We start from the raw sequence: 21,981 nt of genomic DNA, 5'->3' as shown, positions 1-21,981 counted from the left end.
CGGACATGACCGACCTGATCGACACCCGGCGCTCTTGCTCTACGCTCTGTAGAATACGGCCTTGTCGCCCCGGTGGGCACACTGGGGCGAGACGGGGACACGGCCCGGTGCGGAGACCGGCATCCGGGCGTATCGACGCAGAGGACGGGACCGTGGAGAGCGCTGACTGGGACCGCCGTTACGAGACCAAGGATCTGCTGTGGTCCGAGGGCCCGAACCGATGGGTCGAGGAGGTCGCCGCCGAGCTGCCGCCCGGCCGCGCGCTGGACCTCGCGGCGGGGGAGGGGCGCAACGCCCTGTGGCTGGCGGAACGGGGCTGGACGGCCACCGCCGTCGACTTCTCCCCGGTGGCGCTGCGCCGGGCGCGCACGCTGGCCGCCGACCGGCTCGGTGAGCGCGTCGACCGGCTGGAGCTCGTCGAGGCCGATCTGAGCGAGTACGTCCCGGAACCTGGCGGGTACGACCTGGTGGTCTCCGCCTACTTCCAGGTGGGCGCCGAACTGCGGCGCCAGGTCATGCGCGCGGCCGCCGCCGCGGTGGCCCCGGGCGGCCTGCTGCTGGTGGTCGCGCACGACAGCGACAACCTGGAGCACGGCGTCGGCGGCCCGCAGGACCCGGCGGTGCTCTATACGGCCCACGACGTCGCGTCGGACATCGACGGCTGCGGTCTGGAGGTCGTACGGGCCGAGACCCGCGGTCGCGAGGTCGAGACCGACGCCGGCCGGCGCACCGCCCTCGACGCGTTCCTCCTCGCCCGCCGCCCGCGGTAGGGCGTCGCGGCGAATCCTTCGCCGGAGCGGCTGAAGGAGGTGAGCCTGGTCGACGGATGCCTTCCGAGATCGCCGGGTGCTCGCATCGGCCGGCCGGACCTTCTTTGTCGTGTTCAGCGAAGTGAGCGAGGAGCTTGATGAATGGCTCGGCCGATCAAAGTGCTGACCGAACCGTCGGGTATCTCCGATTTCTTCGGAGTCGCGGACATGGGAGCCATGGAAGGCGACTGCGAGGGAGAGGCCACTATCTGGGATGTCGGGCCCGCTTTCGAATGGATCGAGGTCGGACCCAACGGGGTGACTTTCAGCGTCAAGTATGGGGCGAAAGCCTACGTACGTTACGAACTCTGGGATACGCGGCCATCGCCGATCGATCCCTCGTGGCAGCGGTCCTGGGAAGGACGGATTTACCTGGCTTCCGGGCGGATCGTCGCAGTGAGCTACGCCGGCGATGAAGCGGATTGCCATACTCCGTTCGACCTCGGTCGGCAGGCCACGAGTTGGTCGGCCCGCATCTCCGCGAAGATTCCGATGAACGACACCGATCCCGAATTTCCCAGCGACATCTATCGAGTCGGCCTGTTCAAGCTGCAGTTCTGGGCCGGGGCATCGTAGCGGTCGTGGTGGGCGATCTCGGCCGGCGAACGACGGACCGGTATCCATGGTCCGCTACGTGCAACAGTTGCTCGTCGAACCCGGACGACCTGTCTGACGCTCTCCGGCCGTGCGCGGCCGAGGTAGTCCTGCATGGGCTGGAAGGCGCCATCGTGGACTCCTCTCTTAAGGTCGCCGAACATGCCTCCATGGGCCGGTTCGCCGACGCTCAGAAGGCCGCCGTCGTCACTCTGGGCGGGCTCGCAGCGAGTCGGAATGTCCGGTCTTCGGCGTGGATGGGGCTGGCCGTTCAACACGGAGATCAGGTCGACGATCGGCACCGGAATGATCGACGGGAGCCACGAGCTCTCTCAAGAGGCCAGAGAAAAAGGCCTTTCGGACATTGTGAACATTTGTGATAATCGGCATTTACTTCTCGTATTTTCTTTGGAATTCATCGGCGGCAAGTATTGCTGATTGTCGATGGGCTATGAGAGAATTCAGACAGGTTTTCGAACTGCTGGGTTCGGTGTGGAGGGAGCGGGCCGATGAAGCGGGACGGGTCGGTGCGACCGGGACGGCCGAGGGTGATGGCGCTGAGGCTGGCGGAGCTGCGGCCGGTCGACCCGCTCATGTTCGAGGAGTTGCGGGAAGCGCGGCTTTCTCCGATGCCGTCTTTCCTGAAGGCCGTGTTGTGGAACGAGCAGGAGGACGCACGGCCGGAGGAGATGGACCACACGGAGACTCACGCGGAGGCCGATACGCCGGCTCCTGCCGATCCCCCAGCCGAGTCTCCTGCGGAGGCTGATGCGCCGGCTCCTGCTGAGTCTCCTGTCGAGTCTCGTGCGGTGGCCCGTGTGGAGAGGTCCTCCCCTGGAGGGTCGCCTGCCGGGCCACGGCCGGACCGGTCCGTGGATTCCGCCGGCTCGATCTCCTCCGGAGACGGTCCCCTGGCCACCCTCGGACACGGTCGCGGGTACGGCTCCGCGCGCGGTCTACGGGCGAGCACGGGCGTGTACGCGGCAGGTGCGCGGAGTCCGACGGGCCCGATGAACCCGGCGATCCCGCCGCACCGTGTGAGTGCGTCGAACCCGGCGAGCGCGGCCATCCGGGCGGGCCCGCCGTATCGGGGTGGGCCCTGACTCGGGTACGGCCAAGCCGGATGAGTCCGGTGATCCGGGCAGGTGAAACCGCCGGTATGTGCAGGAAGTCGCCGTAGGGGATCAAGTCCCAGAGCGAGGACGACCTCTGCTCCGTCCTATCCCGGCTGACGCCGGTGTTTCCTCCGCTCTTCGACCGGACGGCACTGGTCGACGGGCGGCGCCGACTGACCAGGAGGCACGGTTCACCGGGCGGCCTGGTCGATCAGGAGACACGGGGTGCCCTGGGTCATGCCGTCTTGCGATCGGCGACCTCTCGGGAGGTTCCCGGCCGCCCGACCCGGATCCGATGACATGATCGCAGGGTGGCGATCCAGGTGTCGGTCTGCGGGCCGCGCGACTGCACGGGTGAGGACGAGCGCAACGCGCGCGAGGTCGGCCGGTTGCTGGCCGAGCGCGGTGCGGTGGTGATCTGCGGCGGTTACACCGGCGTGATGGCGGCCGTCGCGGCCGGGGCACGCTCGGCCGGCGGGACCGTCGTCGGCATCCTGTCCCGGCCCGACCGCGAGCACGCCAACCCCGACCTGAGCATCGTGATCCCCACCGGGGTCGGCGAGGCCCGCAACAACATCATCGTCAACTCCGGCGACGCCGTGATCGTCATCGGCGGCTCCTGGGGCACCCTGTCCGAGCTCGCCCTCGCCATGCGCCACGGCCGTGCCCCCGTGGTCCAGCTCGGCGGCTGGCGACTGCTCGACCAGGACGGTCATCCCGTCCCGGGCGTACGGCACGCCACCTCACCCGCGCAGGCTTTGCGACTCACGGGCCTGTGGCCTTGACCTCCTCCGTCAGGCCTCGCGGACGGGCGCCGTTCCTGACGGTCTCCCTATCCGGGAGGGACCTACGTCAGGCCGCGCGTGCTCGGGCAGGCCGCCTCTTCGTCGCGACGCCCCTGTTCACGGCGGCGGCTCAGCGGTCGTGAACCACGGTGCGGTCACCCTGATGTCCGCAGGGGCTTCCGTACGGCTCGAAGAGACGGGTCGCTTCCCACCGTTCCCAAGCCGTTCCGTTGAAGCCGTTCCGTTGAAACCGCCCCTTTGGAGCCGTCTATCCGGGGCGACCGGTTACGATCACCGCATTCCGCACGAGGTCGTCCCCCGACAGCTCAGCCCTTGTAGTTGAACACCTGCCGGAGCGTGTGCCGGATCTCGACCAGGTCCTTCTGGTCGGCCATCACCTGGTCGATCGGCTTGTACGCCTCCGGGTGCTCGTCCACGAGGGCGGCGGCCCGGTCGGCGTTCCAGGTCCGCCCGTGCATCGCCTCGGTCAGCGACCTGGCCGACAGCTCCCGCCTGGCCCGCCCCCGCGACATCCGGCGGCCCGCGCCGTGCGAGCAGGAGTTGTACGAGGCCGGATTGCCGCGGCCGCGCACGATGTACGACCTTGTGCCCATCGACCCGGGAATGACGCCCTCGTCACCCCGGTCGGCCTTGATGGCCCCCTTACGGGTGATCCACAGCTCCCTGCCGAAATGCGTCTCCATCTGGGTGAAGTTGTGGTGGCAATTGATCGTCCGTACCCGAGCGCCCTTGCCGACGACGCGGAACAGGGCCTCGACCAGCACCCGGTCCATCCGCGCCCGCGAGGCCATGGCGTACCGCTGAGACCACAGCATGTCCTCGATGTACGCCTCGAACTCCGGCGTCCCCTGTGAGAAGTAGGCGAGGTCGGGGTCCTCCAGCCCGACGAGACCCCGCCTCATCAGCTTCTTGGCCTCGACGATGTGCCTGGTGGCGAGTTGGTTGCCGATGCCGCGCGAGCCGGAGTGCAGCACGGTCCAGACCCGGTCCCGCTCGTCCAGGCAGACCTCGACGAAGTGGTTGCCGGAACCGAGCGTGCAGAACTGGGTCGCCACCGTCTTCTCCTGCTTGGGGGTCAGGTCGGTGTGCGGCAGGCCGAGCTCGCCGAGGGCCCGGTCCACGGCGCGGTCGGCGTGCCCCTTGCCGACACCCGCCGGGATGCGCCGCTCCACCAGCGGCATCAGCGCGTCGAGGGTGTCGGGAAGGTCGGCGGCGGTGAGCGTCGTCTCGGTCGCGATCATGCCGCAGCCGATGTCGACGCCGACCGCGGCGGGGATGACGGCGCCCTCGGTGGGGATCACCGATCCGACGGTCGCCCCGATGCCGATGTGCGCGTCCGGCATGAGCGCGACGTGACCCGACACGACCGGCAGGCGGGCGGTTCTGGCGGCCTGCTCGATCGTGCCCGCGTCGATCTCGCTCGCCCAGGACAGGAGGTTGTGCGCTACCTCGTTCGGCATGTCGATCCCCTTCTTTCGAGATCCACTCTGCCGAGATTCCCCGTGGTTTCACACCGATTATTTCTCCGGGCCAGGTCAGCCGGCCGGTCGGCCCCGGTCACGGCGATCATGGGGAATCCCGGCGCGGCGGGGGAGGTTGCCCGGACAGGTGGATTGCCGCACCGTCGGCGGCAGGCCGTAGGCTGAGGGTTCTCGCACAAGGAGGTCATCTTGCTGGTCGACTCCTTCGGCCGGGTCGCGACCGATCTGCGGGTGTCGCTGACAGACCGGTGCAACCTGCGCTGCACATACTGTATGCCTCCCGAGGGCCTCGACTGGCTGCCCAAACCCGATCTGCTGACCGCCGAGGAGATCACCCGACTGGTGCGCATCGGTGTGGAGCGGCTCGGCATCACCGAGGTCCGTTTCACCGGCGGCGAACCGCTGCTCCGCCGGGAACTGCCGCAGATCGTCGCGGCGGCGGCCGCGCTGCGCCCGCGTCCCCAGCTCTCGCTGACCACGAACGGCATCGGCCTCGCCCGCCTGGCCGGCGTCCTCGCCGAGGCGGGGCTCGACCGCGTCAACGTCTCCCTCGACACGCTCGACCGCGAGGTGTTCGTACGGCTCGCGCATCGCGATCGGCTGCGGGACGTGCTCGACGGCCTGGCGGCGGCCGACGAGGCCGGGCTCACCCCGGTCAAGGTGAACGCCGTGCTGATGCGGGGGATCAACGACGCCGAGGCGGTCCCGCTGCTGAGCTACTGCCTGGAGCGGGGATACGAGCTGCGGTTCATCGAGCAGATGCCGCTCGACGCCCAGCACGGCTGGCGGCGGGAGGACATGGTCACCGCCGATGAGATCATCGGTCTGCTCAAGGACGCCTTCGACCTCACCGAGGACGATCCCGCCTCACGGGGCAGCGCACCGGCCGAGTTGTTCCTCGTGAACGGTGGTCCCGCCCGGGTCGGCGTGATCGGTTCCGTCACCCGCCCGTTCTGCGGCACCTGCGACCGCGTCCGCCTCACCGCCGACGGTCAGATCCGCAACTGCCTGTTCGCCACCGAGGAGTCCGATCTCCGTACGGCACTGCGCTCGGGAGCCTCAGACGACGATCTGGCCGCGCGGTGGACCGCGGCGGTCGCCCGCAAGAAGGCCGGGCACGGCATCGACGACCCCGGCTTCCTCCAGCCGGCCCGTCCCATGTCGGCCATCGGCGGCTGACCACGGAGCCGGCCATGAACCACGACGCCCGGGACGACGTCGGCTACGACGCCGTGATCCTGGCCGGCGGACGGGCGAGCCGGCTCGGCGGCCTCGACAAGCCGGGCGCCCTCGTCGGCGGGGTGCCCCTCATCGAGTGGGTGGCCGCGGCCGTGGCCGGCGCCCGCACACTGGTCGTCGTCGGCCCCACGAGGACGTCGGCGGCCGGTGCCGTCGTCACCCGGGCCGTCTTGACCCGTGCGGTGTTCACCCGGGAGGACCCGCCGGGCTCCGGCCCGATCCCGGCGCTGCGCGCGGGCCTCGCCGAGGTCACGGCCGAGTGGGTGGTCCTGCTCGCCGCCGACCTGCCGTTCCTCGACGCCGCGCACGTGACGACGCTGCTGCGGGCCGCCGCCTCTGGTGCCGCCGGGGCCGTGCTCGTCGACGACGACGGCAGGGAGCAGTGGCTGACCGGGGCCTGGCGTGTGACGGTGCTCAGGGACGCGCTGCGCGCCTACACGGGTGGTTCGCTGCGCGGCCTGCTCGGCCCGCTGGGGCCCGTGCCGGTCCGGCTGCCCGCCGGGCGGGGCGGACGCCCGCCGTGGTTCGATTGCGACACGATGAGCGATCTCAGGACGGCCGACGACCTCAGGACGGCCGGCGGGACCGTCCGGGAACGAGAGAGAAGCGAGGATCAGGCGTGAACGTGCTGGAGGAGTGGACCGCGCTGGTCTGCCGGGAACTGGGCGTCGACCCCGCCCGGCTGGACCGGGCCGCGGTGCTCGACCTGACCAAGGACGTCGCCCACGGCGTCGCCCGGCCGGCGGCACCGCTGACGGCGTACCTGCTCGGGCTGGCCCAGGGGGCCGGTACGGCGCCGCCGGACGCGCTGGAGCGGCTGTCCCGTATGGCGGCCGACTGGGAGAAGGCCACGGCGGAAACGCTCGAAGATTCTTGACAATACAAAAAATTGTTCGAAAATCGGGGCGAAAAACCCCTAAGAACTACCGCACTGAGATAGTGCGACAAAAAGGGGGCGGCGCCGGGTGGTTACGGGGGCAAACCACCCGGCGCCGCATCATCGGCGTTCCGACGGGGGCCCGGAACGCCGGTACCAGCGCTCCGACGGGGGACCAGAGCGCTTGGCTAAACTGTACACCTCTAACCCTTGGATTGCGTCAAGAGTTTGTCACGACCCGATCTCGCGTCGATGGCGTGGTATCTCGTTTTGGTTAGGTGAGGTCATGTCCTGGGCAGGCGGGACGTCCTTGCCTCGTTGATTGGCCCCGATCACGGCAACGTATGGCAAAAGAACCGCGCCGGCGACGAGCAGGAGCTTGATGGGCCAGGGAGCCGGTACGGCCACCGCGAGGAGGAGGCAGACCAGCCGGATGCCCATCTTGATCAGATAGCTGCGCTCGCGGCGCCTGATGTCATCGGTGAGCGACGGTTGGGCGTCCGTAACCTGATGAACGACGCTCCGATGCCGTCGCGACTCACGCCTTGGATTCACGCTCTCCACGGTAACCCGCCCGGGGGGAGACGGTCATACGGCGATACGATCACCAGAGGCGGAAACACTCCATAGGAGGACGAAGATGTCGGATCGCACCTATCGGGTGACCGAGATAGTCGGGACCTCGACGGAGAGCGTCGACCAGGCCATCGGCAACGGCATCCGCCGGGCCGCCCAGACCCTGCGGCACCTGGACTGGTTCGAGGTGACCGAGGTACGCGGGCAGATCGTCGACGGCGAGGTGGCCCACTTCCAGGTCGGCATGAAAGTGGGCTTCCGCCTCGAAGACGCGGGCTGATCCGGCCCGCTGACCGCGATCCCGGCGAGTCAGCTCGCCTGGCTCACCGTCGACATGTTGAAGTCGGGCACGCGCACCGACGGCATGACGGCGCGGGTGAAGTAGTCGCTCCACTCCCGGGGCAGCGTCTGCCTGCTCGCGCCCACCTCGGTCAGGCGGCCGAGCAGGTCGACCGGAGACTCGTTGAACCGGAAGTTGTTGACCTCCCCGACGACCTCGCCGTTCTCCACGAGATAGACGCCGTCCCGGGTCAGGCCGGTCAGCAGCAGCGTCTGCGGATCGACCTCGCGGATGTACCACAGGCAGGTCAGCAGCAGGCCGCGCTCGGTGTCGGAGATCATCTCCTCCAGTGAGCGGCCTTCCTCCGGCCCCGTCATGACGAGGTTGTCGATGCGCGGGGTGGCGGCCAGCCCGGTCAGCTCGGCGGAGTGCCGGGTCTGCACGAGACCGGTCAGCGTGCCGCCGGAGATCCAGTCCGTGGCGCCGAGCGCGAGGCCGTTGTCGAACACGGAGTCCTCCCGGCTGGAGGCGTGCGCGACCACGAAGGGCGCGCACTCGATGCCGGGATGCGCGGGATCGCTGTAGAGCCGCAGCGGCAGCTCCGACAGCCGTTCGCCGACCCGCGTGCCGCCGCCCGGCTTGGAGAAGACCGTCCGCCCGTCGGCCGCGTCACGGGCGCCGGCCGACCAGTACGTATAGATCATCAGGTCGGCGACCGCGGTGGGCGGCAGAATCGTCTCGTACCGCCCGGCTTCCAGGGCGATCCGGCGCTTGGCCCACTCCAGCCGCTGGGCCAGCGTGGCGTCGAGCGCGGCCACGTCCACGTCACGGAAGTCCCGGGTGGCGACACCCGTCCACGCGGAACGCGACATGTCAGCCGATTTCGCGTTCAGCTCCAGCCGGCCCGTGGGCTGGTCGTGCCGCAGCCGCAGACCGGCGGACGACCCGACGAACGTGGACGTCAGCGTGTGCTCGGCGAAGCCGTACAGCCGCCGGCCGGACGCCTCGGCGGCGGCGAACGACTCGCCGAGCGCGGGCGCGAAGTCGCGGAACACCTCGATGGTCGTCGGCTCGACCGCCCGGTCCCAGCCGGCGGACGCCGTACCGGCGACGAGCGGCCGCGCGTCCTCGGACGGCTGCGCCTCGCGCGCGGCCCGGTCGGCCGCCGCCACCACGTCGGCGAGTTGGTCGGCCCGTACGGCGGAACGGGACACCACGCCCACACCACGCCCGACGACCGAGATCACGGTGAGCCGCGACGAACGGGCGACGCCGTTCGTGGTCAGCGTGTTGCCGGCGAAGCGCAGGTTGGCCGTCGAACCCTCGTCCGCGATCACGATGCGGTCGTCGGCCCCGCTCATCGCGAGCGCGCGCTCCACCGTCTCCTGCGGTGTGGTCACCACGTCGCTCACTTGCCACCCTCCTGGACGGTGTTGAGGATCCGTACGCCGCGGAACAGCGCCGAAGGGGCGCCGTGGCTCACCGGCGCGATCTGGCCCGGCTGTCCCTTGCCGCAGTTGAACGCGCCGCCGAGCACGTACGTCTCCGGCCCGCCGACGGCCTCCATCGACCGCCAGAAGTCCGTCGTCGTCGCCTGATACGCCACGTCGCGCAGCTGCCCGGAGAGCCGGCCGTTCTCGATCAGGTAGAACCTCTGACCGGTGAACTGGAAGTTGTATCTCTGCATGTCGATCGACCAGCTCTTGTCGCCCACGACGTAGACGCCGCGCTCGACCCGGGAGATCAGCTCCTCGGTGGCGGGGCCGCCCTCGGCCGGTCGCAGCGACACGTTGGCCATCCGCTGGATCGGCACGTGCCCGGGGGAGTCGGCGAACGCGCAGCCGTTCGAGCGGCCGAGCCCCTTGAGCAACGCCATTCGCCGGTCGAGCTGGTAGCCGACCAGCGTTCCCTCGCTGACGATGTCGAACGACTGGCCCGCCACGCCCTCGTCGTCCCACCCGATCGTGGCCAGGCCGTGCTCGGCCGTGCGGTCGCCGACGACGTTCATCACCGGGGACCCGTAGTGCAGGTTGCCCAGCTTGTCGAACGTGGCGAACGACGTCCCGGCGTAGGCCGCCTCGTAGCCGAGGGCGCGGTCCAGCTCGGTCGCGTGCCCGATCGACTCGTGGATGGTCAGCCACAGGTTGGACGGATGGATCACCAGGTCGTACGCCCCCGGCTCGACCGAGGGCGCCTTCAGCTTCTCCGCGAGCAGCTCGGGGATCTCGGCGATCTCGGCGGGGAAGTCCCAGCCGACGCCGGTCAGGTACTCGTACCCGCGCCCCACGGGCGGCGCGAGCGTGCGCATGTCGTCGAAGCGCTCGCCGTCGCCCTTCATCGCGGTCAGCACGGGATGGACCCTGACCCGCTGCTGGGTGGTGACCGTGCCGGCCGAGTCGGCGTAGAACTTCTGCTCCTTGACCTGCATCAGGTGGGCCGAGACGTGGTCCACCCGGCCGAGCATTCCCGCCGACCAGTCGCCGAGCAGCGCCGTCTTCTCCGAGAGCGGCACCTCGAACGGGTCGATGTCGTAGGACGACACCCACGTCACGTCGGCGTAGACCGGCTCGGGCGCGAGCTCGACGGGTTCCCTGTTGATGGGCGCGCTCACCGCCGCCACCCGCACGGCCTCCTCCGCCGCACGCACGGCGGCCTCGGGGGTCAGCTCGATCCCCGAGGCGAACCCCCACGTGCCGTCTTTCACCACCCGTACGGCGAAGCCGAGGTCGTCGGCGTCCATGGCGCCCTCGAGCCGGGCGTCGAACAGCCGCAGCGTCTCGGCGCGCACCCGTTCCAGCCGGAAGGACGCGTGTTCCGCTCCGAGATCGCGGGCCCGCTGCAGGGCGGCGTCCGCCAGGCGCCTGAGCGGCAGGGCGAGGAAATCGGGGTCGATCTGGCGCATGTCCACGATCCTAATCCTGTGATCTTGTGCTCAGCGGACAAGTGGCCTACCCCCGGGTAGCCGATACCGTCGCTTGCATGGTTCGCTCTGTTCTCGTCACTGGTGGGAATCGCGGCATCGGCCTCGCGATCGCCCGCGAGCTCGCCGCCGCCGGAGACGCGGTCGCCGTCACCTACCGATCAGGAGAGCCGCCCGAGGGGCTCTTCGGCGTCCGCTGCGACGTGACGAGCACGGCGGACGTCGAGGCCGCCTTCGAGAAGGCCGAGGCCGAGCACGGCCCGGTCGAGGTCGTCGTCGCCAACGCGGGCATCACCCGGGACACCCTGCTGCCGATGATGAAAGAGGAGGCCTTCGCCGACGTCGTCGACACCAACCTGACCGGGGCCTACCGCGTGGCCAAGCGGGCGGTCCGGCCGATGCTCCGGCTGCGGCGCGGCCGCATCATCCTGATCTCCTCGGTGGTCGCGCTGTCGGGCTCGGCCGGCCAGACCAACTACGCCGCCTCCAAGGCCGGTCTGATCGGATTCGGCCGGTCCCTGGCACGCGAGCTGGCCTCGCGCAGCATCACCGTGAACGTGGTCGCGCCGGGGTTCGTGGAGACCGACATGACGGCGGTGCTCGACGAGGCGCAGCAGGAGAACATCCGCAAGAGCATCCCGCTCGGCCGGCAGGCGACGCCCGGCGAGGTCGCGCGGGTCGTACGGTTCCTGGCGAGCGACGACGCGTCGTACATCACGGGGGCCGTCATCCCCGTCGACGGCGGCCTGGGCATGGGTCACTGACACACTGAGGCACCACGAGAGACTGGAGCTGTACATGGGTTTGCTCGAAGGCAAGCGACTGCTGGTCACCGGTGTCCTCACCGAGTCCTCCATCGCGTTCAACGTGGCGAGGCTGGCCCAGGAGGAGGGCGCCCAGGTGGTGCTGACCGGCTTCGGCCGCCTGAGCCTGGTCGAGCGCATCGCCAAGCGGCTGCCCGAGCCGCCCCCGGTCGTCGAGCTCGACGTCCAGGACACCGAGCACCTCGACACGCTGGCCGATCGGGTCGGCGAGCACATCGACGGTCTCGACGGCGTCGTCCACTCCATCGGCTTCGCCCCGCAGTCCTGCCTGGGCGGCAACTTCCTCAACACGTCGTGGGAGGACGTCGCCACCGCCGTGCACGTGTCGACCTTCTCGTTCAAGTCGCTGGCCGTCGCGTGCCTGCCGCTCATGAAGGAGGGCGGCGGGGCGATCGTGGGCCTGGACTTCGACGCCACCAAGGCGTGGCCGGTCTACGACTGGATGGGCGTGGCCAAGGCGGGGCTGGAGTCCTGCTCCCGTTATCTCGCCCGCGACCTCGCCGAGCACGGCATCCGCGTCAACCTCGTCGCGGCCGGTCCGCTGCGCACGATGGCCGCCAAGAGCATCCCGGGATTCCGGGAGTTCGAGGAGAGCTGGCCGGCCAGGGCGCCGCTCGGCTGGGACCTGAGCGACACGGTCCCGGCCGCCAAGGCGTGCGTGGCGCTGCTGTCGGACTGGTTCCCCGCGACCACCGGCGAGATCGTCCACGTCGACGGCGGCGTGCACGCCATGGGCGGCTGACCGGCGGCGAAGACCCGCTCAGGCGAGCCGATGCCGGCCCGACCGGCGCGGCAGCCCGATTCCGCCTTCGAGCGGGATCGACTCCCGCTGCTCGGCGCGCGCCCGCCGAGCGGAGACCACGCGTGTGGCCGTCAGCGCCGACAGCAGCAGCGCGGCCGTCAGCGCCGTCCCGGCCGGGTCGTGCGTCCTGCTCGGCAGCACCGTCTTGCCGCGCTTCCGGTAGACCATCTCGGGCATCCGCTGCCCCGGCCACAGCAGCGGGAGGATGCCGTCGGTGTCGGGGTGCACCTGCTCGCCCTCGGCCTCGGTCTGCCGGTCCACCGGAACGTATCGCGGGTGATACGGCTCGACCGGGAGCGTTCCCTCCCGGTCCGGCTCGGGGGACGTCCGGACGGTGTGCCCGCGCGGGTGCTTCGGGCGCTCCGTCTTCCCCGAACCGCCCGGGTCGACGCACCGGCTTCCGTTCAGCAGCGGCAGGCAGGCGTCCCGTACGGGATCGGTCAGCCCCTCGGTGATCCGCTCGGCGGTGGGGGCGATGCTCGGGGCCAGCCGGCCGACCGTCTCGCCGACGGCCTTCCCCGTCTCGCCGACGGTCTCTCCGACGGCCTTGCCGGTGTCTCCGACCGCCTTCCCGACCGTCTCGCCGGTGTCACCGACCGTCTTTCCGACCTCGCCCAGCGTGCTGCCGGCCTTACCGCTCAAAGCGCCGCCCAGGGTGTCGTCCACGGCGTGGCCCACGGTGTCGAGCGTGCTGCCGGCCGCGCCGCCCACCGTGCCCAGTGTGCTGTTCACCGTCTCGCTGAGCGGAGCCGTCACGCCGCCGGTCGCGCGGTCGAGCGTGTCGGTCACCTGGTTGACCGTGCCGGTCACGCCGCCCACGACCGAGCACAGGGTGTTGGTGACGCCCGACACGATCCCGACGCCGCTGCAGTCCAGCGCGTACGCCGGTGCCGCGCTCAGAACGGGGAGTCCTCCGCCCAGGGCGAGCGCGAGCGCCCCCCCGGAGATCGCGGAGGTCTTGCGTCCGATCCCCATGAATTGAATTCCCTCTCCCTGACCCGTCACGTCCTGCCCCCGTGGCCCCCGATTCCCCTGACCCCCAGGGTTCTCCGATCCGTGATGCGTTCTCGCTGCCTCTGTCACTCTTCGCCAGACTGCCGGGGTTATGCAGTAGAACATTGCGATTCGGTATCGATGTGTGATACGTGAATGGCTTTCTCGTTCTGACCGTCACGAGTCGGAGACGTCGTCGAGGGCCTCGCGGATCTCCCAGGGGAGGGTCAGCTTCTCGGCCTGCAACACGCCGAGGAGCTGTGCGTGGGTCCGTGCGCCGACGATGGCCGAGGAGACGCCCGGCCGGTCGCGGATCCAGGAGAGCGCGACGGCGAGCGGCGACACGCCGAGCCCCTCGGCCGCGGTCGTCACCGACTCCACGATCCGCCGGGAGCGCTCGTCGAGGTAGGGCCGGACGAAGTCGGCGAAGTGCGGGGTGGCCGCGCGGGAGTCGGCCGGGATGCCGGTGCGGTACTTCCCGGTCAGCACGCCACGCCCGAGCGGCGACCAGGCGAGCACGCCGACGCCGACGTGCGCGGCGGCCGGCAGCAGCTCGAGCTCCGCGTCGCGGGCGAGCAGCGAGTATTCGACCTGTGCCGACACGATCGGGGACCGCGCCTCGCCGCAGCGCTGCCACACGGCGGCGGCGGCGAGCTGCCACCCCGTGTAGTTGCACACTCCGGCATAGGCCGTACGTCCGGTCGAGACCGCGAGGTCGACGGCCGCGAGGGTCTCCTCCAGGGGGACGGCGGGATCGAACGCGTGAAGCTGCCACAGGTCCACCTCGTCGATCCCGAGCCGGGCGAGCGAGGCGTCGAGGGCCCGGATGAGATGGCGGCGGGAGGCGTTGCGGTCGCCCCCCGGGGTGAGCACGGCCTTGGTGGCGATCACCAGGTCGGATCGGGGCACCACGTCGCGGATGAGCGTGCCGATGAGACGCTCCGCGTCGCCCTCGCCGTACACGTCGGCGGTGTCGATCAGCGTGCCTCCGGCGTCGGCGAATGCGGTGAGCTGAGCGGTCGCCTCCTCCGCCGAGGTGTCCCGGGCCCAGGTCATCGTGCCGAGCCCGATCCTGGACACCGAAAGACCGCTGCGCCCGACTAATCGCTGGTCCATTGCCTGGTAAGACTAGCCGATAGGCTGTCCGGACCATGGACGTACTGCAAGCCATCGTGCTCGGCGTCGTGCAGGGGCTGACGGAGTTCCTGCCCATCTCGAGTTCCGCGCACCTGCTGATCGTGCCGAAACTGGCCGGATGGCCGGACCCCGGCGCGGCGTTCACCGCGGTGATCCAGCTGGGCACGATGCTGGCGGTCGTCATCTTCTTCTGGCGCGACATCGTCAGGATCCTCTGGACCTGGGCGCGCAGTCTCTGGACGCCGGAGCTCCGCGGCCACCTCGACGCGCGCATGGGCTGGTACATCGGCCTCGGCACGATCCCGATCGGCGTCGCCGGCCTGCTCTTCAAGGACGCGATCGAGGGCCCGGCGCGCAACCTGTGGCTGAACGCGACGTTCCTGATCGTCTTCGGGCTGCTCCTGCTGGTGGCCGACCAGTGGGGGAGGAAGAAGAAGGAGGTCGCCGACCTGGGCATGCGCGACGGGCTGATCATCGGCGCCTGGCAGATGCTGCCGCTGATCCCCGGGGCCTCGCGCTCGGGCTCGACGATGACCGGCGCGATGTTCCTCGGCTACACCCGTGAGGCGGCGGCGCGCTACTCGTTCCTGCTGTCGGTCCCGGCCGTGGTCCTGTCGGGGCTGTTCGAGCTGCGGCACGTGGGCGACGGCGGCGGCGTGCCCGTGACGCCGACGGTGATCGCCACGGCGGTCTCGTTCATCGTCGGGTACGCCTCGATCGCCTGGCTGCTGCGTTACGTCGCGAAGCATTCGACGGTCCTGTTCGTGGCCTACCGTGTGTTCGCCGGCGCGTTCCTGCTCACGCTGCTCGCCCTTGGGGTGGTCTCGTCATGACGACGCTTCTTCTCGTACGGCACGGCCTCACAGAGCTGACCGGGCCCGTGCTCGCCGGACGGACCCCGGGCGTGCACCTCGACGGGCGCGGCCACGAGCAGGCCGACGCCCTGGCGCGGCGACTGGCGCCCCTCGAACTCGACGCGATCGTCTCCAGCCCACTGGAGCGGTGCCGGGAGACGGCGGCGGCCATCGCGCGCGGCCGGGCGCTGTCGGTGGAGACCGATGAGCGGTTCGAGGAGTGCGGTTACGGCGAGTGGACCGGCAGGCCGCTCGGGGATCTCGCCAAGGAGCCGCTGTGGCAGGTCGTGCAGGCCCATCCGAGCGCCGCGGTGTTCCCCGGCGGCGAGGCCATGGCCGAGGTGCAGAGCCGGGCCGTGCGCGCGGTACGCGAATGGAACGAGCGGCTGGGCGACAAGGCGACCTACCTCGTGTGCAGCCACGGTGACGTGATCAAGGCGATCGTGGCGGACGCGCTCGGCCTGCACCTGGACCAGTTCCAGCGGATCACCGTCGACCCGGCGTCCCTGACCGTGATCAGATACACCCCGCTGCGGCCGTTCCTGCTCAGGGCCAACGACGTCGGCGGCGAGGTCGGCAATCTAACGCCCCGGAGTGAGGTTCCGGAGGATACGGGCGGGGGAGAAAACATCACCGGAAGCGACGCCGCCGTCGGCGGTGGAGCCGGAACCACGTAAGGTCGGGCTATGCCGGTCTTCGACTACGATCCGCCTGAGAGGTTCGTGGCTGGTGCCGTTGGGCAACCGGGCGCGCGAGCCTTCTTCCTGCAGGCCCGGGGCCAGGGCAGGATCACGACGGTCGCACTTGAGAAGTTCCAGGTCGCCGTGCTCGCCGATCGGCTGGACGAACTGCTCGACGAGGTGCTGCGCCGTACCGGCGGGCGCGCCCCCGTCCCGGCGGTGGCGCCGACGGAACTGGCCGACGAAGGCCCGCTCGACCTGCCGCTCGACGAGGAGTTCCGGGTGGGGACGATGGCGCTCGCCTGGGACCCGGAGACCGCCCAGGTGATCATCGAGGCGCAGGAGGCGACCGACGAGGTCGAGATCGAGGACGATGAGGAGATCGCGGCTTCGCTCGGCGACCGTCCCGAGCCGGCCGTGCTGCGCGTGCGCATCAGCGCCGCGGAGGCCCGTGCGTTCAGCCGGCGCGCGCTGGAGATCGTCGCGGCCGGCCGCCCGCCCTGCCCGCTGTGCGGCAGGCCACTCGATCCGGAGGGCCACATCTGCGTCCGGCTCAACGGCCATCACCCCGGTGAGCTGTCCGGGCAGGGACCCGCATGACCGCCGGAGGCGAGCCGAGCTTCACAGAGATGGACGGTCCCGCGCTCGACGACGCCACCGCGTTGCGTCTGCTGCGGGACGGTGTGATGGAGGTGGCCGGACGGCTGGTCGAGGCCACCAACATGACGCTCTACTGCACGATAAGGAACGGCCGGCACAGCGCCGCATGCGTGTACAAACCGGTGCGGGGGGAGCGTCCGCTGTGGGACTTCCCCGACGGCACCCTCGCAGCCCGGGAGGTCGCCGCCTACGAGGTCGCGGCGGTCACCGGCTGGCGGATCGTGCCCCCGACGGTCTACCGTGACGGCCCTTTCGGGCCCGGCATGGTGCAACTGTGGATCGACACCGATCCCGAGGCCGATCTGGTGGCCCTGATGCGCAGCAGCAATCCGGCGCTGCGCCGCATGGCCGTGTTCGACGCGGTGGTCAACAACGCCGACCGCAAGGGCGGTCATCTGCTGCCGCTGCCCGACGGGCACGTGTACGGGGTCGATCACGGGGTCTGCTTCGCCGTGCAGGACAAGCTGCGCACGGTGCTGTGGCAGTGGCGGGGCAAGCCGCTCTCGCGTGAGGCGGTCTCCGTGCTGAACCGGCTGGAGCGTGAGATCGACAAAGGCCGGCTTGGCCGTAGACTACGGGAACTGCTCATCCCGGCCGAGGTCACGGCCACCCGGGACCGGGTCAGACGCCTCATCGAGAGCGGCGTCCACCCCCACCCCTCGGAGGACTGGCCGGCCATCCCCTGGCCTCCCGTCTAGGACGTACGTCCAGGCGGACGACTCGGGGAAACACGGCTGATTCCGAGCGACTCTTGCATAAATCGTAGGGATTGTGCACTCTGCAGAAGTCTCTACCGTTATGGAGGGAACGCGCATTGTGTACGGTCATCGTGAGCGTCACACCGGAGGCCTCGGCGCCGGTGCTCCTCGCCGGTGTGCGTGACGAGTTCGTCACCCGCCCCTGGATGTCCCCCGCACGCCACTGGCCCGCCCATCCCGGACTGATCGGTGGCCGGGACCTGGAGGCCGGCGGCACCTGGCTGGCCGCCGACCCGGCCGTGCCGCGGGTCGCCGCGCTGCTCAACGGGCGGGGCGCCGCGGCGCCGCCGGCCGCCCGCAGGTCTCGCGGCGAGCTCCCGCTGCTGGCCGCCGAAGCCGGTGAGCTCCCGCCCGTGGAACTGCGCCGCTACGATCCGTTCCATCTGCTGATCGGCGGGATCGACGGAGTGCGACTGTGGAGCTGGGACGGCGACCGGCTCACCGAGGACAAGCTGCCCCCGGGGCTGCACATGGTGGTCAACTCCGGATGGGAACGCGGCGACGGCGACCCCAGGGCCGCGTGGTTCCTGCCGAGGTTGGCCGCCGCGCCGCGGCCGCGGTGGCGGGAGGGCTGCTCACCGGCGCGTTTCTGGGGCGAGTGGCTGCGCCTGAGCTCGACGGCCGACCTGCCCGGCGACGATCCCCGGGCCCTGCTGGTCCGGCGCACGCTGCCCGACGGCCGGGTCTTCGCGAGCCTGTCGGTCACGCTGGTCGCCCTCGCCGAGCGTGGCCTGCGCTATGATTTCTGCCCGCTGCCCGACGACCTGTCCTCCTGGCATCAGGTGGACACCGGCTGAACGGAATCGGCGGGGGCGCGGATAGGCTTCAGACCATGCGATCGTGGTCTGTCCCGAATGTCCCCAGGTTGCCCGGTTCAGGTCTTCCGCTCCGGCTGTACGACACCGCCGTCCGTGAGATCCGCGAGACCGCTCCATCCGGGGAGGCCCGGATGTACGTCTGCGGCATCACGCCGTACGACGCGACCCATCTCGGGCACGCGAACACCTATCTCGCCTTCGACCTGATCAATCGTGCCTGGCGGGACGCGGGACACGGCGTCCACTACACCCAGAACGCCACCGACGTGGACGATCCCCTGCTGGAACGTGCCGAGGCGACGGGCCGGGACTGGCGGGAGCTCGCCGAGGGCGAGATCGAGCTGTTCCGGTCGGACATGGAGGCGCTGCGCATCCTGCCGCCCCGCGAGTACGTGGGCGTCACCGAGGTCATCGGCCAGATCGCCGACCTGATCGGCCGGCTCGCCGAGCGGGACGCCACCTACGAGCTCGACGGTGACGTCTACTTCCCGGTCTCCGCCGCCCCCAAGTTCGGAGCCGTCTCCGGCCTGCCGGAGGAGACCATGCTGGAGCTGTTCGCCGAGCGTGGCGGGGATCCCGGGCGTGCGGGCAAGCGTCACCCGCTCGACTGGCTGCTGTGGCGGCGCGAACGTCCCGGCGAGCCCTCCTGGCCCTCCTCGTTCGGCCCCGGCCGCCCCGGCTGGCACATCGAGTGCACCGCCATCGCGCTGGGCAACCTCGGCAGCGGCTTCGACGTCGCGGGCGGCGGCTCCGACCTGGTCTTCCCCCACCACGAGATGGGCGCCTGCGAGGGGCACGTCGCCACCGGCGAGTGGCCGTTCGCCCGGGCGTACGTGCACGCCGGGATGGTCGGCCTCGACGGCGAGAAGATGTCGAAGTCCCGCGGCAACCTCGTGTTCGTGTCCCGCCTGCGGGAGACGGCCGACCCCATGGCCATCCGGCTCGCGCTGCTGGCCCGCCACTACCGAGACGACTGGGAGTGGACGCCGGAGCAGCTCGCCGAGGCCGAGGCCAGGCTGGCCCGGTGGCGCGCAGCGGTGGCCCGCCCGGCCGGCCCGGACGGCGCCGCGGTGCTCGCCGGGGTGCGCGAGCGGATCGCCGGTGACCTGGACGCACCGGGGGCGCTCGCGATCATCGACGCGTGGGCGGCGGCCGAGGGGGACGACGCCGCGGCCCCCGGCCTGGTCCGCGATCTGGCCGACGCGCTGCTCGGCCTGGCCCTCTGACCGGGTCGCGCACCGATCCCTCGATCATCCGCAGGTTCAGCCGATCACCAAGTTTTCCACAGCCCCGGCTCAAGATGGGCTGGTTGCATTGAGCCTGCTATAGCGTCGAGCACGGTCGTGCCGGACGCCGGACCGGTGTGGGCCGGACGTCGGGCGCGGGCTTGTTCGGGCAAGGGGGAGCGGTGCGGGTGGGGTTTCGCCGACGGGCCGTCAGGGCCGCCGGGGCACTGATCGCCGGGCTGGTCGTGCTGGCCTGCTCGGGGACGGTGAGCGGGGCGTCGAGTGACGCTCCGGGTAACGCCGCCGCGAGCACCGCCGCCGCGGCGAGCCCGGGTTCGGCGACAGCGGCGGCGGTGCCGGAGGCGGAGGCCGGAAAGGGCTCCTCCTCCGGCTGGCCGGTCGTCGGTTTCACGCATACGCAGTACACGGCGGACTACGGTGACCGAGACGCGATCGCCTCGGTGCACCGGGCGCTGGCGCAGCGACGGCTGCTGCAGAACCAGCACATCATGGGCTTCGGCGCGCTCAACCCGGAGCCGAGCCCCGGCAGATACGAATTCGCCTCGCTCGACGAGAGGATCGACCTGATCCGGGAGACCGGCGGCATTCCGATCATCACGCTGTGCTGCGCCCCCGACTGGATGAAGGGCGGCAAGCCCGGCGAGACCGACTGGCGGCACATCGAACGGGCGCCGGAGCCCGAGCACTACCAGGACTTCGCCGACCTCGCCGCCAAGGTGGCGCAGCGGTACCCCGACGTGACCCACTACATCGTCTGGAACGAGTTGAAGGGCTTCTTCGACGAGTCCAAGCACCGGTGGAACTACGAGGGATACACCGCCATGTACAACAAGGTGTACAAGGCGCTCAAGGCGGTCAATCCGAAGATCAAGGTAGGCGGGCCCTACCCGGTGATGGCCGACTTCGATGCCCCGTCCGAGCTGCACGGGTCCTGGGGGAACGTCGACCAGCGGGTGCTCGACGCGCTGCGCTACTGGAACAGGCACAAGCTCGGGGCCGACTTCGTCGTCGTGGACGGGACGGCCGAGAGCGAGGAGGGCATGCTGCCCGACGACTTCGGCGCGCAGCGCAAGTTCGCGGCGATCGGGCGCTGGCTGCACCACAACATCAAGCTGCCGATCTGGTGGGCCGAGTGGTATCCGGAGCCGATCCGCTCGGGCTGGTCCGACGCCAAACGCCTCGCGGTGAGCGCGGTGTCGCTGATGGAGCTCACCAAGAGCGAAGCCGAGACCGTCCTGTACTGGAACCGTCAGGAGCCGGGCCGGGAGTGCCCGGTCGGCTGCCTGTGGACCGACCCCCGCGTCAAGGGAGGGGGCCGGCCGACGCGGATGCTCGCGCTCCTGCAGGATTTCGCCCGCTGGTTCCCCAAGGGCGCCAAGACGGTCCACGTCCACGCCTCGCCGTCGTCGGTGCGGGTGCTCGCGCAGCGGGCGCGGATGCTGGTCGTCAACACCTCGGGAGAGCGGGTCCGGGCCGAGGTGGACGGCAGGAGACTCGATCTGACCCCGTACGAGGTGCGCTGGATCTCCCGCACCTGACCGGCGGTCTCGCTACGATCTGCTTGCATGAACGAGCGAGTCCCGCCTTCCGTCGCGGCCGTGATCTGCACCCGAGGTGACCGCCCGGAGTTTCTCCGGGAGGCCATCGCCTCGATCGTCGAGCAGGACTATCCCGGTCCTGTCGAAGTGATGGTCGTGTTCGACCGGGCCGAGCCCGACGAGAGCCTGACCGAGCCGGCGGCCGGACGTGAGGGACCGGCGCGCCGGGTCCGCGTCATGCGCAACGATCGTGCTCCCGGGCTGCCGGCCGGCCGCAACGCCGGGATCCTCGCCACCGAGTCCGAGCTGGTGGGCTTCTGCGACGACGACGACCTGTGGCTGCCGGACAAGCTGACCCACCAGGTCGCCGCGCTGCGGGAGCGCCCGCGCGCGCTGTTCGCCTCCTGCGGAGCGGAGACCGTCTACACGGACCGGACCGTCACCTGCCTGTGGCGCAAACCGCAGATCGCCCATGTGGATCTGCTGCACTCGCGGATCAAGGAGGCGTGCGCGGACTCGTTCCTCGTGCGCAGGGAGGCCTTCTTCGGGCCGGTGGGCCTGTTCGCCGAGGACATCCCGGGCGGGTTCGGCGAGGACTACGAGATGCTGCTGCGGGCCGCACGCCACTCGCCCATCGTGTACGTGCCCGTGGTCGGGGTCAGGGTGCGGGTCCACGGCCGGACCTCGCACTTCACCGGACACTGGGCGACGATCGCCACCGCCTGCGAGTGGCTGCTCGCCGGCTACCCGGAGTTCTCCACCGAGCGCCGCGGATTCGCCCGGATCGCCGGGCAGATCGGCATCGCGTGGGGCATGTTCGGGATGCGGCGGAACGCGCTGCGCTGGGCCCGCCGGTCGTTCCTCGCCAGCCCGTTGGAGATCAGGTCATACGTGGTCGCCGCGCTGGCGCTCGGTCTGGTGCCCAGGCCGTGGGTCCAGCGCCGCCTCGATGCCGCGGGTGCGACCAGCTAGA

At 70.5% G+C, this 21,981-nt stretch carries 23 protein-coding genes; 17 read left to right on the top strand and 6 right to left on the bottom strand.

Going from position 1 to position 21,981, the window contains the following annotated elements; translation table 11 throughout:
* Positions 1-152 precede the first annotated feature (152 nt).
* The 3 genes from AP234_RS24575 to AP234_RS24565 all read left to right on the top strand — a co-directional run bounded on the left by AP234_RS24575 (position 153) and on the right by AP234_RS24565 (position 3,303).
* Complete coding sequence (locus tag AP234_RS24575) at positions 153-770, top strand: SAM-dependent methyltransferase (RefSeq protein ID WP_200926690.1); 618 nt, start codon at positions 153-155, stop codon at positions 768-770.
* Positions 771-911: 141 nt separating this feature from the next.
* Positions 912-1,385 carry a hypothetical protein gene (locus AP234_RS24570; protein WP_055482096.1) on the top strand — a complete coding sequence of 158 codons (474 nt, stop codon included), beginning with the start codon at positions 912-914 and terminating at the stop codon, positions 1,383-1,385.
* A 1,444-nt stretch (positions 1,386-2,829) separates the two neighbouring features.
* A complete protein-coding gene (locus AP234_RS24565; RefSeq protein ID WP_055482095.1) occupies positions 2,830-3,303 on the top strand; it encodes a TIGR00725 family protein in 474 nt (157 codons plus the stop codon).
* Positions 3,304-3,629: 326 nt separating this feature from the next.
* Here the strand turns inward: AP234_RS24565 and AP234_RS24560 are convergent, their stop codons facing one another.
* Positions 3,630-4,784, bottom strand: a complete 1,155-nt coding sequence (locus AP234_RS24560; protein WP_055482094.1) for an RtcB family protein — start codon at positions 4,782-4,784, stop codon at positions 3,630-3,632.
* 210 nt (positions 4,785-4,994) lie between these two features.
* Between AP234_RS24560 and moaA the strand changes: the two genes are divergently transcribed.
* From moaA to AP234_RS38825, 3 genes are read left to right on the top strand one after another with little or no spacing between them, the layout of a single operon-like run.
* A complete protein-coding gene (gene moaA / locus AP234_RS24555; RefSeq protein ID WP_055482093.1) occupies positions 4,995-5,984 on the top strand; it encodes a GTP 3',8-cyclase MoaA in 990 nt (329 codons plus the stop codon).
* Between the two features lie 14 nt (positions 5,985-5,998).
* Positions 5,999-6,667 carry a molybdenum cofactor guanylyltransferase gene (mobA, locus tag AP234_RS24550; RefSeq protein WP_055482092.1) on the top strand — a complete coding sequence of 223 codons (669 nt, stop codon included), beginning with the start codon at positions 5,999-6,001 and terminating at the stop codon, positions 6,665-6,667.
* Entirely contained in the window at positions 6,664-6,921 is a 258-nt protein-coding gene (locus tag AP234_RS38825) for a DUF6457 domain-containing protein (protein WP_055482091.1), read from the top strand. Before mobA ends, AP234_RS38825 begins: the two co-directional genes overlap by 4 nt.
* Before the next feature lie 231 nt (positions 6,922-7,152).
* On the opposite strand, the gene AP234_RS35255 is transcribed toward AP234_RS38825, so the two are convergent.
* Positions 7,153-7,476, bottom strand: a complete 324-nt coding sequence (locus tag AP234_RS35255; RefSeq protein WP_162842218.1) for a DUF3099 domain-containing protein — start codon at positions 7,474-7,476, stop codon at positions 7,153-7,155.
* An 85-nt stretch (positions 7,477-7,561) separates the two neighbouring features.
* Here AP234_RS35255 and AP234_RS24540 point away from each other — a divergent pair, with 85 nt between their 5' ends.
* A complete protein-coding gene (locus AP234_RS24540; RefSeq protein ID WP_055482090.1) occupies positions 7,562-7,777 on the top strand; it encodes a dodecin in 216 nt (71 codons plus the stop codon).
* Positions 7,778-7,806: 29 nt separating this feature from the next.
* Here the strand turns inward: AP234_RS24540 and AP234_RS24535 are convergent, their stop codons facing one another.
* Entirely contained in the window at positions 7,807-9,138 is a 1,332-nt protein-coding gene (locus AP234_RS24535; RefSeq protein WP_055482201.1) for a metallopeptidase TldD-related protein, read from the bottom strand.
* A 47-nt stretch (positions 9,139-9,185) separates the two neighbouring features.
* Positions 9,186-10,679 (bottom strand): TldD/PmbA family protein, encoded by a 1,494-nt coding sequence (locus tag AP234_RS24530; RefSeq protein WP_055482089.1) that lies wholly within the window; start codon positions 10,677-10,679, stop codon positions 9,186-9,188.
* Between the two features lie 77 nt (positions 10,680-10,756).
* Here AP234_RS24530 and fabG point away from each other — a divergent pair, with 77 nt between their 5' ends.
* Entirely contained in the window at positions 10,757-11,461 is a 705-nt protein-coding gene (fabG, locus tag AP234_RS24525) for a 3-oxoacyl-ACP reductase FabG (RefSeq protein ID WP_055482088.1), read from the top strand.
* A 34-nt stretch (positions 11,462-11,495) separates the two neighbouring features.
* Positions 11,496-12,263, top strand: coding sequence for an enoyl-ACP reductase FabI (gene fabI, locus AP234_RS24520; RefSeq protein WP_055482087.1), 768 nt, complete (start codon positions 11,496-11,498; stop codon positions 12,261-12,263).
* 18 nt (positions 12,264-12,281) lie between these two features.
* On the opposite strand, the gene AP234_RS24515 is transcribed toward fabI, so the two are convergent.
* Positions 12,282-13,298 (bottom strand): hypothetical protein, encoded by a 1,017-nt coding sequence (locus AP234_RS24515; RefSeq protein WP_055482086.1) that lies wholly within the window; start codon positions 13,296-13,298, stop codon positions 12,282-12,284.
* Positions 13,299-13,493: 195 nt separating this feature from the next.
* On the bottom strand, positions 13,494-14,432 hold the full coding sequence (locus AP234_RS24510; RefSeq protein ID WP_055482085.1) for an aldo/keto reductase: 939 nt from the start codon (positions 14,430-14,432) through the stop codon (positions 13,494-13,496).
* Between the two features lie 35 nt (positions 14,433-14,467).
* Here AP234_RS24510 and AP234_RS24505 point away from each other — a divergent pair, with 35 nt between their 5' ends.
* The 8 genes from AP234_RS24505 to AP234_RS24470 all read left to right on the top strand — a co-directional run bounded on the left by AP234_RS24505 (position 14,468) and on the right by AP234_RS24470 (position 21,980).
* Positions 14,468-15,286, top strand: a complete 819-nt coding sequence (locus AP234_RS24505) for an undecaprenyl-diphosphate phosphatase (protein WP_055482084.1) — start codon at positions 14,468-14,470, stop codon at positions 15,284-15,286.
* Entirely contained in the window at positions 15,283-15,984 is a 702-nt protein-coding gene (locus AP234_RS24500) for a histidine phosphatase family protein (protein WP_055482083.1), read from the top strand. The genes AP234_RS24505 and AP234_RS24500 overlap by 4 nt, the downstream gene beginning before the upstream one ends.
* 9 nt (positions 15,985-15,993) lie before the next feature.
* Positions 15,994-16,587, top strand: a complete 594-nt coding sequence (locus AP234_RS24495; RefSeq protein WP_055482082.1) for a DUF3090 domain-containing protein — start codon at positions 15,994-15,996, stop codon at positions 16,585-16,587.
* Positions 16,584-17,345: an SCO1664 family protein gene (locus AP234_RS24490; RefSeq protein ID WP_055482081.1), complete on the top strand. Its 762-nt coding sequence runs from the start codon at positions 16,584-16,586 to the stop codon at positions 17,343-17,345. Before AP234_RS24495 ends, AP234_RS24490 begins: the two co-directional genes overlap by 4 nt.
* A 131-nt stretch (positions 17,346-17,476) precedes the next feature.
* Positions 17,477-18,202, top strand: a complete 726-nt coding sequence (locus tag AP234_RS24485) for an NRDE family protein (RefSeq protein ID WP_431999096.1) — start codon at positions 17,477-17,479, stop codon at positions 18,200-18,202.
* Positions 18,203-18,237: 35 nt separating this feature from the next.
* Positions 18,238-19,449, top strand: coding sequence for a cysteine--1-D-myo-inosityl 2-amino-2-deoxy-alpha-D-glucopyranoside ligase (mshC, locus tag AP234_RS24480; protein ID WP_083502395.1), 1,212 nt, complete (start codon positions 18,238-18,240; stop codon positions 19,447-19,449).
* Between the two features lie 188 nt (positions 19,450-19,637).
* Positions 19,638-21,008, top strand: a complete 1,371-nt coding sequence (locus AP234_RS24475; protein ID WP_200926689.1) for a GH39 family glycosyl hydrolase — start codon at positions 19,638-19,640, stop codon at positions 21,006-21,008.
* Positions 21,009-21,035: 27 nt separating this feature from the next.
* Positions 21,036-21,980: a glycosyltransferase family 2 protein gene (locus AP234_RS24470; RefSeq protein WP_055482079.1), complete on the top strand. Its 945-nt coding sequence runs from the start codon at positions 21,036-21,038 to the stop codon at positions 21,978-21,980.
* Position 21,981: the final 1 nt, after the last annotated feature.

The organism is Sphaerimonospora mesophila, assembly GCF_001417795.1.
Lineage (GTDB): Bacteria > Actinomycetota > Actinomycetes > Streptosporangiales > Streptosporangiaceae > Sphaerimonospora > Sphaerimonospora mesophila.
Note: the sequence above shows the minus strand (reverse complement) of the source record. Positions and strands in the feature narration are given on the sequence as shown.